The sequence below is a fragment of the Alteromonas sp. S015 genome, assembly GCF_036864485.1.
Classification (GTDB): domain Bacteria; phylum Pseudomonadota; class Gammaproteobacteria; order Enterobacterales; family Alteromonadaceae; genus Alteromonas.
The window spans coordinates 52,949-67,942 of record NZ_JAZETO010000007.1 but is presented as its reverse complement, the minus strand read 5'-3'; the positions used below and the strand labels follow the sequence as shown (position 1 = coordinate 67,942).

Below are 14,994 nucleotides of genomic sequence, written 5' to 3'. Positions count from 1 at the left end.
TTCCCAATAGACCTAGACACTTGCCTCTGACCACCTCATGCCTTTGCGTCTTTTAAAGAAGAAGTTGCTTGGCCCAACAATAGGTAAATACTGGACTAACAACCGCCTGTCGCCCACCTCGATGGAAATAAAGCCTATCAGAATCTATCTGGTATGACCAGATTCAGCGAACAGGTGTAGCATTAAATCTCGTAACCACATTAACCCAGGTTCGCCTTCCTGCTGGCTATGCCAGTAAAGGTGAGTTTCAAGTGCGGGAATTTGATAGGGCAATTTAGTGACAATTAGATTATCGTGGGTTACCGCATCGGCCACTGAGCCCGGCAAGGTGAGTAACGCCTCTGTATTAGTTACCACATCTGCGGCAGCACGATAGTTTTGGCAGCGCCACAAAGAGGGCCGACTTACCCCCAATTGTTGCAGCGCAATTTCTTCTACCGACGCCCCTTTAGCACGATTAGACACCGTAATATGACGCGCCGCCACATACTTTCTCTTATCTAAATTCTGCGCCAACGGGTTCTGCTTGTTCATAAGCACTTTGTAGGTATCGCGTCGTAATAGCGAGTGAGAAATGGGCGCAGCGACTGCGCGGCCTATATCGATAACGAGGTGAAGATTTCTATTTGTTAAATCTGCAACCATAGACTCTCGATGTAAGCGAGTACTTACAATCTCAACATTTGGCGCTTGTTTCTCAAGGGTTGAGAGAAGAACAGGCAAAACACCCAATTCAAGAGACTCTTGCATGGCTACAACAAAGCGCTGATGACTGTGCAATGGGTCGAAATCAGTAAACTCCCCTAATGCTTTTCGAATATCGCCCAAGGCCTTCAAAATAGCGGGGGCTAACCGTTCGCAGGCAGCGGTAGGCAGCATACTATGTTTTTCTTTTACAAAAAGCGGATCACCTAAAATATCCCGAAATCGGCGCATGGCATGGCTAACTGCAGACGGTGTAATATGCAGCGCTTCAGCCACACGGGTCATGTTTCTATGCTGCCAAAGCGCTTCAAACACTTTCAATAAATTCAGATCGAGCTTTTCAAATTGTCTGCTTTCAAGCATTGCCTAAACCATGAATTAAATTCACACCATTTAAGGATTATATTTCATTTTATTCACTGAGCAAGTTTCTCTAGTATGAAGCTAACGAAGCACTTTTGCACACCTTAGGCGATAGCTAAGGCATATGAATTTAGTGCGCACTTAACAAGCAGACTAACCATGTGATGCAAAGCTCAAATACGCTGCTTATAAGCATTACAAAATAAACCATACAATTTGAAAATAAAGGTGCCCTATGGATTTCTCACATAACGACAAAACCAAAGCCTTGTTAGACAAGCTCGATAACTTTATTGCTGAACATATAGCGCCGATTGAAGATGAAGTTTACGACTTTCATCATAAGGAAAATAATCACGGCGACTGGAAAAGCTGGAAGCTACACCCAGGTACGGAGGCGCTAAAGGCGAAGGCACGTGAAGCAGGCTTAGCGAATTTATTTCTGCCCGACGCCGAGCTTGGTCAAGGCCTTACTACACTGGAATATGCGCCTATGGCTGAGCGCATGGGTAAATACCTTTTTGCACCGGAAATTTTTAACTGCAATGCGCCTGACACCGGCAATATGGAAGTGCTGTATCACTTTGGCAGCGACGCACAAAGAGAAAAATGGCTTAAACCATTACTAGCCGGTGAAATACGCTCAGTGTTTGGCATGACCGAACCTGATGTGGCATCGTCAGACGCAACGAATATGGCTGCAACCATTATTGAAGATGGCGATGACGTGGTGATTAACGGTAAAAAATGGTGGTCGACTGGCTTGGGCCACCCTAACGCGTCAATGACGATTTTTATGGGGTTGTCTAACCCTGAAAGCGATAAACATAGCCGGCATAGTATGGTCGTCGTGCCGCTCGATACGCCAGGGATCACGATTAAGCGTATGCTCGATGCCTACGGCGATTACGATGCGCCTTATGGTCACGGTGAAATGCACTTTGACAACGTACGTGTAAGCAAAGACAACCTGATCATGGGGTTGGGAAAAGGCTTTGCTATTGCGCAAGGCCGACTAGGCCCAGGCCGTATTCACCACTGCATGCGCGCCATTGGCATGGCAGAAAAAGCGTTAGAACTTGCGCTTAAACGCGGTCACGAACGGGTTGCTTTTGGTAAGCCTATCATCCGCTTAGGTGGTAACTTAGAACGCGTAGCCGATGCACGTATGGCTATTGAACAAGCGCGTTTGCTTACCCTTCACGCCGCATGGAAAATTGATAACTTAGGCGTTAAACACGCCATGACTGAAATTTCTGCTATTAAAGTGGTGGTACCGAACATGCTGCAAAACGTGGTGGATATGGCGTTACAAATTCATGGTGGTGCGGGTATGTGTAGCGACTTCCCACTGGCACGATTTGCTGCTGGCGCAAGAGCTCTTCGCCTTGCAGATGGCCCCGACGAAGTACACAAAGGCATGGTGTCTCGTTTAGAGCTTAAAAAATATCAATAGTGCAAACTGTTACGAAAAGTGCGGCTTAAAGCCGTACTTTTTGTAAGTTTAAGATTATCGCTGGTCTGCGCTAATTCTCTACTTGACGCCGCTTTATACGCTCATGTAGCGCATCTAGTTTCTCAAAGCTATCAAACAGTTCTGGATGCGTGGCGATTAGCGCAGCAACATGCTCAAAGGCTTCTTCTCCCCTGTTTTTTGTGAGAAAACGAATATGATCGTCACTAGGTAAGCGATTAACGTCGATGCCCGTACCTGAAGAAGACGTTTGAATCTTCATTGCGCGAAAATCTTTCACATAACGGGGTTCGCAACTTTTGTGGGCTATTTTGCTGCCAATTGGCTTTTGATATATACAAACAACGTCGAATTTCGCGACCTCATTGATACTGTTATACAGTTTCAGGAACTCAAAGCGCTGATTATCGAATGCTTTCTTTAATTGTAACGTAGTCTTTTGGCCGAGTACCTCAATGGTTTCAACCTTTCCCTTGTCATTCTGAGCAGCTACCTGAAAGCTCACAGCAAGCGCTAGCAAGAGTGCGCCAACGTTTGTGGCATAACATCCGTATTTACGTGAAGTTATCACGATCAACATCCTCGTTGTTTTATTTGCTTCTTATTGACGTTAGCACCTGAACAAATTTCAGTCAAAAAAATACCGCTTCTGGGTGCAAGAAGCGGTAATCGATAACATCAAGCGGTAGCTAACCATAAAGGTTAACTACCGTTTTTTAACATGTAGCGCTTCAATTAAAAGCTATACGATGCACTTAGTTGCGCGTTAATGCCTGCACCGTAATAACCCACGGTATGTAGGCTGTTAATGTATTTCTTATCGAAAATATTATTAATGTTCACGCGAACGGTTAAGTCTTCAGTAAATGCGCGCGATGCATACACATTACCCAAGAAATATGCGCCTTGTTTCACGTTGTAGTCTACATTGCTAATTTCAGACTGCCATCTACCGCCAAAACCAACTTCAATTTCTGGAGCTTGCGGCACGGTGTAACCAAGTTGGAACGTAACTACATCGCGTGGTGCCCATAAGTTAGCATCGTTGCCTTGCTCATCTTCAACATCAATATTGGTATAAGACGCGTTAACTCGCAGTGCATCGGTTACCTGGCCAGCCAATTCAACTTCGAAGCCATCAGACTCTACTGACACGCCTTTGTAGTAATACTGCAGCGTATCTGGGTTTGTGCCAGCATAGGCTGCCAAGTTGTCTTGCTCAGCGGTGAAGTATGCAAACGTAGTTAATAAGCGGTCGTCAAACCACTGGGCTTTAATGCCGGCCTCAAAGTTTTGACCCTTTGTAGGGTCTAGGTACTGGCCGTTAATGTCGTACTGTTCTTGCGGTTGGTACACGTCTGAATAGCTTACATACGCATTTACGTCTTCAGTTACCGCGTAAGTAGCGCCAACATAAGGGCTGGCTTCACTTTCTGCGTTATCGATAATAGCACCCGAATTTTGCCCCGTACGCTCGAAATCAATGGCGTTGAAGCCAGCAATAACATGCATTTCATCGGTAACGCTGAAACGTGCAGAACCGAAATAACGGGTAAGGGTTTGCTCAATGTTTGAATACTCAGAAGCGGCTAGCCAATCAGGCTCGGCAATGGCATCTAACGCATAAGGGAACGCTGGCGTCGGCCCGTATGCAGGCGTAGTAGCATAATCAAATGCATGAACAAAAGACACGTCGTCGCTAGTCGCGTGACTTACACCAAAATTAACTTCGTGATTGCGGCCAAACAGCTCGAAATTCCCGAATACACGGCCTTCAAACAGGTGAGAGTCAATTTTAGAATCGTAGCGGCCTGGCCAGCCAACTAAACCCAAGCCTGTGTCTTTATCAATGGCACCATAGGCATAAAACAATTTACTTTGATCTTCATAATCACGGTAGTTATAGCTAACTAGCAACTGCCAATCGTTGTCGAACACATAGTCTAGCTCTACAAAGGCATTCATGGTTTCGGTATCCCACTTCGTCCATTCTTGCGTAGTGGTGTCGCTAATATCCCACTCGGCCTGTGTGCCGTCGGTGTAGTTAAACACTAGCCCGCCCCAAGTGTTGCCGTCAGTATTGGCATCTTGATAAGACAGCCCAAAGGTTACGGTTGCGTTGTCAGTTAATTGGCCGTCGATAACACCGTAAACAAAGCTGCGATCGTTTTCTAGGCCGTCAAGGTGCGATTCTTTATCTTCAACACTTGCTACTACACGGGCTGCCCAGCTGCCATCTTCGGTAAGCAGCATAGAATAGTCGCCCTGTACGCGCTTAAAATTATACGAGCCAATGCTTGCGCCAATTTCACCACCCTCTTCATTGGTTGGGCGCTTGCGCACGTAGTTAATGGTACCCGACGCGTTGCCCACGCCGGTTAGCAGGCCGTTGGCACCACGAATTACTTCAATTTCTTCATAGCCGTACGCTTCTACTGAGCCAGTAACAATGCCCCAGTCGTTCGGCAGGCCCACGCCATCAATTTGGGTGTTTTTAATTTCAAAACCACGGGCAGTGTAGTTAGTACGGTTGGTTTCCCACTCTTCTACATTAATACCCGGAGCCAGCTTTAGCGCATCGTTAATGTTGAATGCACCAAACGACTGCATTAAATCTTCAGAAAGAATACTAATAGACTGCGGTGTTTCGCTAATTTCCATGGTTAAGCCCGTTGCACCGCGGCTAACACGGTTTTGGCGAACACCCACAATACGAATTTTTTCTACGTCTGCTTCTTTAACGTCGACTGTATCGCTTTGAGTGGTTTGCGCATTTACCGACAAAGCAAACGCGATAGGCGTTAGTGCAAATAAACTGCTTAGTTTCATGGTTTTCTCTGTTTTTGGTTTTGAAGGGTTAGTTTTTCGGGCAGGAGTATAAAACAGCTTAAAGCAAATTCAAATGATAATTATTATTATTTTTCATCTAAGAAAGAGTGGAGAGCGAACTATAGGGTAGAAAGGTTACCAAAGACAGAATACACCTAAGCCATACTACCAATAGTGCTTTTAAACCTCTTAAGCGCTATAAAATAAAAAGCACAGCCAATGGCTAAAAGCGCGAGTAGTTGAGGATATATAACGCTAACGCCTGCTCCTCGATACAGTACGCCCTGCGAAGCCATTACAAAGTGTGTGTTTGGCATTAGCAGCATTGCGTATTGAATGAATTCAGGCATGCTTTCTCTAGGTGTTACACCACCAGATAATAGTTGTAAAGGCAGTAAAACTAAAATGAGTAACAATCCGAACTGAGGCATAGAACGCGCAATAGTGGCCATAAAAATCCCCATACTCGATACAGCAAATAATTGTAAAGCAACCGCCACCATGAAAAGCCAGATTTCGCCATTAATAGGCACAGCAAGTACCCACTGAATGATTAAATAGACTGAAAGCAAGGTGGAAACCCAAACAACTCCCCCAGAAGCCAATAGTTTAGACAGCATAATTTCACTGTCTGACACTGGCATAGCTAATAGGTGCTCTATCGTGCCGCGCTCTTTTTCGCGAATTAGTGCAGCGCCAGACAAAATGATGGCAATCATTGTTACTGCATTAATCAGTTCCATTACAGAACCAAACCAAAAACCCTCTAGCGCAGGGTTAAACCGAGCTCGCATAATTAATTCGACGGGATAAACCGTGTCGGACTTGTAACCCTGCAAATAAGCATTTACTTCATCGGTAAATATTTTTGTGATGTAGCCATTACCGGTAAACGCCTGACTGATACGTGTGGCATCTACGTTGACCTGAACGTCAGGCCGTAACCCTGCCATAATGTCTTTCTCAAATTCAGGGGGAATGGTCACCACAAAGGTATACTTACCTGTGTCTAAATACGTGTTGGCTTCATTACTTTCAATGATATCTGGCGCTAAAAAATAAGGGGGGTAAAAAGCATCTATTACTCGCTTTGACAGTTGCGAATGGTCATAGTCGACAAAAGCAATGGGCGCATTGTGCAAAGATTCTGGTACCGCAGTGGCCGCCGTATAAATATTTACCGTAAACACATAGGCAATAAGAATAAGCATGGCCGGATCGCGCCATAGGCTCCATAGCTCTTTTACAGTTAACTGGGCTACATTTCTACTATCCACGGTTTAGTGCTCCTGCTTGCGCAACAAAACGGTGGCAAGCCACAGTGTAATTGGAATTGAAATAGCTATGGCAAACACTGCAAAATCAAGCGTACCAAAGCCTAATCCTTTGCTAAATATTCCCCTGCTAGCGGTTAAAAAGTAACTAATGGGGTGAAGCTCCCCTATCACCCGCCCAGCCCCTTCTAAGGCAGAAACTGGCGTTATCATGCCAGCAAACTGCACAGCCGGGATCATAGTGCCAATAGTGGTAAGCAAAATAGCGGCAATTTGACTGTTAGTAAAAACTGAAGCCAACAAGCCAAAGCTGGTAGAAAAAGTAACGAATAACAGCGTTATGAAGCACAGCACCATCATATCCCCTTTTAATGGGATATCGAAAAGCCACACTGCCATTGCAACTAATAGCAAGAAGCTAACAAACGAGGTAGCGATATAAGGAAGTTGCTTGCCCAACAAAAACTCAATGCGGGTAACTGGTGTTACGTACAAGTTTATTATCGAGCCTAGCTCTTTTTCACGCACCACCGCTAACGACGTTAAAAGCGCAGGAATCATCAACAATAACATAGGCATTACCGCAGGTACGATTGCCACTAAACTACGAACATCTGGGTTGTACAAATAACGTGACTCAACATTAATGCTGCTAGTCGACTGTACTTGGCTGGCTTGGGAAGCTTGCTGCAAAAGCCATTTCAAGTGAATGCCTGTTACGTACCCCTCTATCGTTTCTGCTCGTGACGGCATAGACCCATCAATCCATGCTCCTATTTCCACTTGTTCGCCCTTATGCACTTTTTGGCTAAATTCGGGGGGAATTTCCACGGCCAGTGACAGCTCACCGCTTTTCATTCGTCGGTCCATATCAGCGTAACTGGTTATGGCGGGCTGCTCATTAAAATAGCGCGAGCCCGATAAAGCATTGCGATAATTCAGGCTAGTAGATGTTTGATCGCGGTCGAATACAGCATAGCTTAAGTCTTCAACATCCATAGTAATGCCATACCCAATAACCACCATTAACACCATGCTGCCTAAGAACGACATCGTTAATCGAATAGGATCGCGAAGAAGTTCAAGGGTTTCACGCCAGGCATAGCTTAACAACCGCCGCAAGCCCTTTGCATGTTTGCTTGGTAGGGTGGTTTTATCTGCGCTATAACTTTCTTGTGCGCTTTGTTCTGGCGTTTTGGTTTGGTTTGCAGGAGTTTGTGCTTCAACCAAATATTCAATAAACGCACGTTCTAACGTATCAGCAGATTTGGACGCTTTTATTGCCTCTGGCGTATCGGTAACCAACACTTCGCCAGCATGCATTAGCGAAATTCTGTCGCAACGCACTGCTTCATTCATAAAGTGCGTAGAGATAAAAATGGTAACGCCATCTTTTCGCGAAAGGGAAATAAGCAACTGCCAAAAGTTATCTCGAGCAACTGGATCTACACCAGAAGTAGGTTCATCGAGTATTAACACTTCAGGTTTATGAACCATGGCCACGGCCAATGACAGACGCTGGCGAATGCCAAGTGGAAGGTCGTTGGGTAAGCTGTGTTGATGATGGCTTAAGGCAAAACGGTTAAGCATTTCATCTACTCGCGAATTTAGTACCTTGCTTGTTACTTTGAAGAGCTTGGCGTGAAGCGCGAGGTTTTGTCGAACGGTTAGTTCGGTATACAAAGAGAAGCTTTGCGACATATAACCTACGCGGTAGCGGGTATTAATATCGTTAGCCGCAAGCGGGCTGCCCAGTAACCACGCCTCGCCAGAGGTTTGCGGCAACAGCCCGGTTAACATTTTCATGGTGGTAGACTTACCGCAGCCATTCGACCCTAAAAAGCCAAAAATCTCTCCCTTACCTATAGTAAAGCTAACGTTATTTACTGCCGTAAAATCGCCAAACTTCATAGTAAGGTTTTTAGCCTCAATTGCGATTTTTTTATGTTCGCCAGCTTCGTAAGGCTGAACATTTACGCTGTGATGTTTATGTTTTTCATCAACGGGCAAAAGGGCAATAAATGCCGCTTCTAAATTGGTAGTTTGTGTTTTTTCAAGCAGCGACGCAGGCGAGCCGCTTGCCATTATTTCACCTGCGTTTAGTGCTATTAGATGGTCAAACTGCTGGGCTTCATCCATATAAGCGGTAGCAACTAATACCGTAATATTCGGCTGGGCTTGCCGAATATCTTTAATAAGCGACCAAAATTGACTGCGCGCGAGCGGATCTACCCCAGTGGTGGGCTCGTCCAGAATAAGTAAACGGGGGTCGTGTATTAAGGCACAGCATAAACCGAGCTTTTGCTTCATACCACCAGACAACTTGCCAGCTGGCCGCGATAAAAACGGGTAAAGCCCGGTTCGCTTAGTAAGGTTATCGATTCGTGCCCGACGCTGTGTGCGGTTGTGACCAAAAAGTTTGGCGAAAAACTGTAAGTTTTCTTCTACCGATAGCGTGGGGTATAAATTTTTACCTAAGCCTTGTGGCATGTATGCAATATCGGAACATATCGCGGCGCGGTGCTGTTTATCACGCATATCACCACCAAGCACCTGCAACTGCCCCTTTTGCATAACTCGCTCACCAGCAATAAGCGACAGCAAAGTAGATTTACCCACACCATCAGGTCCAATAATGCCTACCGTTAGGCCGGAGGGAATAGAAAGGGCAATATTGTGAATGGCAGTAGTGCTTTTATAGCGAACCGTTAACGCATTGCACTCAATAATACTGCTCATTAGTCGACAAGCTCAGGTAGATCGCTAGGCCATTCGGCGTTGTCATTTAACTTTACCCATACTTCACCTGGTAGCCCTGTCTTCACCTTTTCAATGTGCTGCTTTAACAAAGCCACAGGAATTTGCGCTTTAACCCTGAACATTAGCTTTTCTCGTTCGCTTTGGGTTTCAACCGACTTAGGCGTAAATTGCGCCACGTCGGAAACGTAAGAAATGGTAGCGGGAATAGCAACATCGGGCGCAGCATCTAGTACAATGCGAGCTTCGCCGCCCATTGTTAGCTTGCCCACCTGCGAGGCAGGTAAAAAGAATGTCATGTATACGTTTGTAAGGTCCACTAAGCTAAGTACTCGGCCACCGGCCCCTACAACTTCACCAGGCTCTACAACACGGTATTGAATGCGCCCACTTCGTGGTGCTTTTAACACCATGTCGTTAATTTCAGACTGAATTTGCGCAATGGTGGCATCGGCCGCACTTACCGCTGCTTGTGCAGAATAGTATTGCGCGCGCGAAGCTTCAATAGTGGCGTCGGCTGCCGTTAAACGGGCATTAGCAGCATTTACCGCTGCCTTTGCGCTTTCAACCGTGGTTAGGTTATCTTCCGCCAGTTGCTTGGACACTGCGCCCGTTTTTGCCAATTCATTAGTACGGGCAGCATGAGCTTCGGCCGCTTTTAGCTCGGCTTTAGTTTGTAGCAATGCAGCTTGGAGCGCTGACTTTTCGCTTTGGCGCTGCGCAACAGCCATGTTTGCAGCTTCTACCGCACTTTTAGCTTGCTGACGCTGTGCCTTGGCCTGCTGAAGTTGGCTATTAATGGTAGTGGTATCGAGTTTAGCGACAATATCGCCTGCCGTTACTCTATCCCCTTCAGTCACATAAATTTCTTCTACACGACCTGCCACTTTAGCTGAAATACCAATTTCAGTAGCTTCAATGCGCCCATTCCCCGACACCACATCAACATTTTCAGGCCCACTGAAGATAGTACTAACAACCACAACCAAAAACACAACGAACATAATAGATAAAATAAACGGCGTTTTTTTCACGGCAGCGCTCCCTGTGGTTTAACAATTAAGGTGAGAAGTGGCGAAAACGCCAAGGTTAACCATTAAAGTATACTGAGTAGTGCACTTTAGACTTTGAGCTGGATCAAAGTTCTGGTAGGTTGTGGTTACTAGCCGAGTACTTGAGCATGCGGTAAATTTTAACTAAAACAACGAATGGATTCTGTTCACAGTGACAAGAACAATTGAACACTACAGCCAAAAAGCGCAGCACTATTATGATTTGTATAATTCGGTAGACGCCGAAAGTGTGCATGGCGATTGGATATCGTTTCTACAAAAAGCCAAAGCAGGCACCGCGCTAGATGTAGGCGCTGGCAGTGGCCGCGACGCTAATTGGCTAGCCGAACAAGGATGGAAAGTCACAGCCGCAGAACCTGCCGATGAGCTAAGAAACCTAGCACAAGCAGACGCTCATAACAGTGTTACATGGTGTAACGCCAGCCTACCCGCGCTTACCGCCCTGCCCCAAGCGCCAAAAACGTACGACTTAATACTGCTTTCAGCGGTATGGATGCACTTGCCAGAAGAAGAACGACCAGCTGCGTTGAAACGGTTGGCTGATTTACTTGCGGAAAATGGAACCCTATACATAAGCCTTCGGTTCGGCCCAAACGATGAAGCACGGCCCATGCACCCTGTGAGCTATGAAGAATTGGCGGCTTTAGCAAAGAGTAACGGTCTCACTTCACGCAATTTAAACCCCGTACCGAGTCAGGATGGACTAAAGAGAGATGGTGTGAGGTGGGTGACGGTTGAGGTGGTGAAAAGATAATGTGGCAGGGAACAAGCAAACCTATTTAAAAACGACGCATTGACTTTCTTGTAGTCCAACGAGCTAAAGCATCTATTTCTCGGCTATTAAAAGTTTCAGCCTTTTAATATCTGCGACAGTTTAGTGTACTGAGCAACTTATGATGTAGCTCTTAAAGTTCGAAAGTAACCAAAAGATTTTTATAGTAATTTTCCGAAAAAAATCTGATATATTAAATAGAAAACAGGGATTATAGTGCTCCGGTCAAGGGTCTAAATAGGATGGACATACTTTTGACTTTATCATGACAGTAAAGCAACCTTTAGAACCTAACCTTGAAAGTCCTACCGTTTATCACCTAGAGCTAAATTAATCTCTTTTATTTGAGCAGTGCTCCGACTTATAAACGGACAAAGAGATATGTTTCTCTTTCTTACACTATTTTAAGGCTGGCTGGATGAGACTCACTTACTACATTAACAGATTACAAAGCCTACGACCTGATAGGTCCTCAGGAAGAGCCAAACCTCATAAGGTTTGCATGATGTTTGCTGTCATGGAGCTCATTGAACAAGGACATATCCAAGATAATAAGATTTATTATGATGATGCTTTAAAGAAGCGCTTTAGCTGGCATTTTATGCGATTAAAGCAGGGCAATGATACTGACAGTCCTTTCCTACCTTTTTTTCATTTAAAGTCTTCTGGCTTTTGGCACTTGAAAATTTTGAAGGAAAATATTGCTAAATTTGACGCAATGCGCTCGGCCACTGATACGAAAATTCGTAAGCTTGTAGATTATGCATACCTTGATGAACAACTATTCAAATATCTCAATAACCCAAGCACTGCATCAATTTTAAGAAATGCACTAACAGCCAATCTTGATACCTTAGAGGAGCAATACAGTCGCTGGGCTAAATCTATAGGGAAGTCTGAAAAAACCATAAAAAATTATATTGGCGCATTGAAAAACTCTATACCGAATTGGTTGAACGATGCAGGAGTTACAAAGCAAAGCCTATTGAGCATAAGTTCTTATTATGAGTATGAGAATGTTGTGAGTAAAACCTACGGGGTGATGGAATTTGTAGAAAAGGATAAACAAGGTAATGGCATGTACAGTGCTGCAATTAACAGTTATCGAGCATTTTTGTCAGATGTTACACAGGCAAGTGTGAAACAGGACATAGATAATATTATTCTAGATAGCACTATCTCTGAAACTCAAAAAGCCGTCCTAGTAAATACGCGTATTGGCCAAGGAAGATTTAGAGAGGATCTAATCAGTCACTGGAGAGGTTGCGCTGTCACCCAGTATCAAAATTACTCGTTCCTTATAGCGTCTCATATTAAACCATGGTCAAAATCTGAGAACGCCGAACGCCTCGATCCGTTTAACGGCTTGTTACTTTTAGCCAATATTGATAAAGCTTTTGATTTGGGGTACATAAGCTTTAATGAAAATGGCCGCATCTTAATTTCTGACCATTTAGAAGAGTGCCAAATTTTAGGCATACATTCTAATATGAAAATTGTGTTAGCCGATCAACATCAAGACTATTTGGCTTACCATCGCGAACAGCAATTCAAACAATGACTATAAGAGTTACTTTACAAAAAGAAGGTAATAGATCGAGGCGTGAATACAGAACTCACGCTCGCGCTATTGGTGCACTTGAAAAATGGTTCAGTAGTAACAAAGGAATAGCACTTTTATACCAACCAGGAGAACAACCCATTGTATATAGAAGTAGGCATGAGCTACCAATTGTAAAACGAAGTACGCAAACTAATTTTTATAGAACAAAAGCTTGGCGTGAACTGAGACTCTCTATTTTGCTAGAGTCTGGTTGTAGTTGTAAGATCTGTGGCATTACTGCGGAAAGAGGGGCGGTCTTACATGTCGATCATATTAAACCACGCAGCCTTTACCCAGAGCTTGCACTAGACAAAAGTAACTTACAGGTATTGTGTGAAGACTGTAATATTGCCAAGTCCAATAATGACCTCTAAGCGATGGTTTTAAGCTACCAGACCCTATGACCTTTGCCTCCGGAGCGCAAAGCCATTAATCAGCTTTTCACGAGTCCCCCCTAACCAACCCATGAAAAACCCCAATAGCCCTATCAAAGCTTTCATCATTGTCGAAATAAAGCTGGCTTAGCCGGCTTTTCTTTATTTTGTAGGTGGCGCTGGCAAAGGCTAGCGCTTCTCTAAAACTGCTAAATTCTTCATCGAATACTTTGAACACTTCACGCTGTGGCTTTGCCACCCGCGTTATGCTGCCATTCACTTCATAGTCGAACCCAGCAAATTGAAGGCGTGAAAGGGTTTCTTTGCCTAATCGCATACCGCCTTTTAGGCTTATTTGAAATGCCGCATCCATTTCTTCTATTTCTTCCATGCTCCAATGATTAAACACCCGAATGGCCTTTTTGTACTTTTCTGCTAACAGCTTCTTTAACACCGCTACTCTGGGCTCTAACGTAGCGTTGTTTTCATTTTTTAATAGGTCGCAGCATTCGTTGCATGAAGGCACGGAAATAAAGTCGGCCTGTAGATGTCCATCTTGCCAGTCGTGAATGAACTTTATGGGTGGAATGAAGTCTTGACGTGCAGCTTCGCAACCGCAGTAAATGCAGCGGTTAAAGTCGGCTGAGTTAACTGCCCTTAAGGGCGTATAGAATTTTGTGTAACGCAATGCCAAGATAGCATTATTAAGGTGTAATGCGCTTACAATAACACAGTGCAATACACATAATAATTTGCTCTACTCACACGTAGCGCATTATTTTCTACTTATTGTATGCTGATAAGTATCGCGCCAGCGCGACACATTCATTCCAAAAGTACGTTTAAATAGCCGGTTGAAATGCCCTGGGTCCTGATACCCTACGGCCCATGCTATTTCTTCTGCGCTTTTATCACTGTGCTTTAAGAGTTCTTTCCCCTGCTCTATTCTTAGCTGCTGAATATAGCCTAACGGGGTTTCACCTGTGGCTTCTTTAAATCTGCGCTTGAACGTACGCTCTGTCATATTGATGCGCGCTGCCATTTCACCAATCGTGACTTTTTCAGCAAAATGTATTTCCAGCCATTGTTGAATATTTAGAATGTTGTCATCTTGATGGTAGGTTTGATGGTTAAGCGACGTAGTTTCTAACGTTACACCGCGCCGAAAGTCCACAAGAAATGCCTGCTCTATTGCTTCGCCTACCGCCTTGCAACTTAACCGCGATATTAAAAAAACAATGATCTCTAATGCCGCATTTAGCCCTGCCGAGCAATACAGCTCACCAGTGGCAGTAATAAACCGGTCTGCCATTAAATTTACTTTGGGGAACGCTCTAGCAAAGTGGGCTTGCTTGTGCCAATGCGTAGTGCCCATTCTGTCGTTTAATAGCCCTGCCTGCGCTAAGAAGAAGGCGCCTGTGGCAGCTGCCATTATTGGTATGCCTCTGCTGTGCCACTGTCGCAACTTAGGGTATAGCGCCGCTTGCTGAGTTAGCAAAGGCGCAATATCACCCCACACACTGTGCAAAATTACTAAGTCGGTTTCATCTATTTCCGCTAGCGCACAATCTGGTGTTATCGCCAATCCGCTAAACGTAGTGGTGGGTTGGCCGTCAATGGTTACCAGCTTAACAGCTATACGGCTACCTAATAACTTGAGTTGCAAGTCAGATGCAAACTTAAGCACATCGTGAGTAAGCCCCATACTCAAGCCCATGGTGTTTTCGCTGGCGTATAAGGTTACGTGTTTAAGCATATTCTACTCTTTAT

The 14,994-nt window shown here is 44.7% G+C and carries 12 protein-coding genes; 4 read left to right on the top strand and 8 right to left on the bottom strand.

Annotated features, from left to right (window positions below; genetic code table 11):
* Positions 1–144: 144 nt before the first annotated feature.
* Positions 145–1,068 (bottom strand): LysR family transcriptional regulator, encoded by a 924-nt coding sequence (locus V7R42_RS13960; protein WP_334020878.1) that lies wholly within the window; start codon positions 1,066–1,068, stop codon positions 145–147.
* 235 nt (positions 1,069–1,303) lie between these two features.
* On the opposite strand from V7R42_RS13960, the gene V7R42_RS13955 reads away from it, so the two are divergent.
* Positions 1,304–2,524, top strand: a complete 1,221-nt coding sequence (locus V7R42_RS13955; RefSeq protein ID WP_334020877.1) for an acyl-CoA dehydrogenase family protein — start codon at positions 1,304–1,306, stop codon at positions 2,522–2,524.
* A 70-nt stretch (positions 2,525–2,594) separates the two neighbouring features.
* Here V7R42_RS13955 and V7R42_RS13950 read toward each other — a convergent pair whose 3' ends face one another.
* The 5 genes from V7R42_RS13950 to V7R42_RS13930 all read right to left on the bottom strand — a co-directional run bounded on the left by V7R42_RS13950 (position 2,595) and on the right by V7R42_RS13930 (position 10,436).
* A complete protein-coding gene (locus V7R42_RS13950) occupies positions 2,595–3,110 on the bottom strand; it encodes a hypothetical protein (RefSeq protein WP_438823658.1) in 516 nt (171 codons plus the stop codon).
* A gap of 167 nt (positions 3,111–3,277) precedes the next feature.
* On the bottom strand, positions 3,278–5,371 hold the full coding sequence (locus V7R42_RS13945; protein WP_334020875.1) for a TonB-dependent siderophore receptor: 2,094 nt from the start codon (positions 5,369–5,371) through the stop codon (positions 3,278–3,280).
* 155 nt (positions 5,372–5,526) lie between these two features.
* Entirely contained in the window at positions 5,527–6,648 is a 1,122-nt protein-coding gene (locus tag V7R42_RS13940) for an ABC transporter permease (RefSeq protein WP_334020874.1), read from the bottom strand.
* 3 nt (positions 6,649–6,651) lie between these two features.
* The gene (gene rbbA / locus V7R42_RS13935) at positions 6,652–9,384 is read right to left on the bottom strand and encodes a ribosome-associated ATPase/putative transporter RbbA (RefSeq protein ID WP_334020873.1); all 2,733 of its coding nucleotides are present in this window, start codon (positions 9,382–9,384) and stop codon (positions 6,652–6,654) included.
* Positions 9,384–10,436, bottom strand: a complete 1,053-nt coding sequence (locus V7R42_RS13930; protein ID WP_334020872.1) for an HlyD family secretion protein — start codon at positions 10,434–10,436, stop codon at positions 9,384–9,386. Before V7R42_RS13930 ends, rbbA begins: the two co-directional genes overlap by 1 nt.
* A 190-nt stretch (positions 10,437–10,626) precedes the next feature.
* On the opposite strand from V7R42_RS13930, the gene V7R42_RS13925 reads away from it, so the two are divergent.
* The 3 genes from V7R42_RS13925 to V7R42_RS19950 all read left to right on the top strand — a co-directional run bounded on the left by V7R42_RS13925 (position 10,627) and on the right by V7R42_RS19950 (position 13,224).
* Positions 10,627–11,229, top strand: a complete 603-nt coding sequence (locus V7R42_RS13925) for a class I SAM-dependent methyltransferase (RefSeq protein WP_334020871.1) — start codon at positions 10,627–10,629, stop codon at positions 11,227–11,229.
* Between the two features lie 520 nt (positions 11,230–11,749).
* Positions 11,750–12,808 (top strand): HNH endonuclease, encoded by a 1,059-nt coding sequence (locus V7R42_RS13920; RefSeq protein ID WP_334020870.1) that lies wholly within the window; start codon positions 11,750–11,752, stop codon positions 12,806–12,808.
* On the top strand, positions 12,805–13,224 hold the full coding sequence (locus V7R42_RS19950; protein ID WP_438823655.1) for an HNH endonuclease: 420 nt from the start codon (positions 12,805–12,807) through the stop codon (positions 13,222–13,224). Before V7R42_RS13920 ends, V7R42_RS19950 begins: the two co-directional genes overlap by 4 nt.
* A gap of 67 nt (positions 13,225–13,291) precedes the next feature.
* On the opposite strand, the gene V7R42_RS13915 is transcribed toward V7R42_RS19950, so the two are convergent.
* On the bottom strand, positions 13,292–13,912 hold the full coding sequence (locus V7R42_RS13915) for a hypothetical protein (RefSeq protein ID WP_334020869.1): 621 nt from the start codon (positions 13,910–13,912) through the stop codon (positions 13,292–13,294).
* 87 nt (positions 13,913–13,999) lie between these two features.
* Positions 14,000–14,980, bottom strand: coding sequence for a GlxA family transcriptional regulator (locus V7R42_RS13910; protein WP_334020868.1), 981 nt, complete (start codon positions 14,978–14,980; stop codon positions 14,000–14,002).
* Positions 14,981–14,994 lie beyond the last annotated feature (14 nt).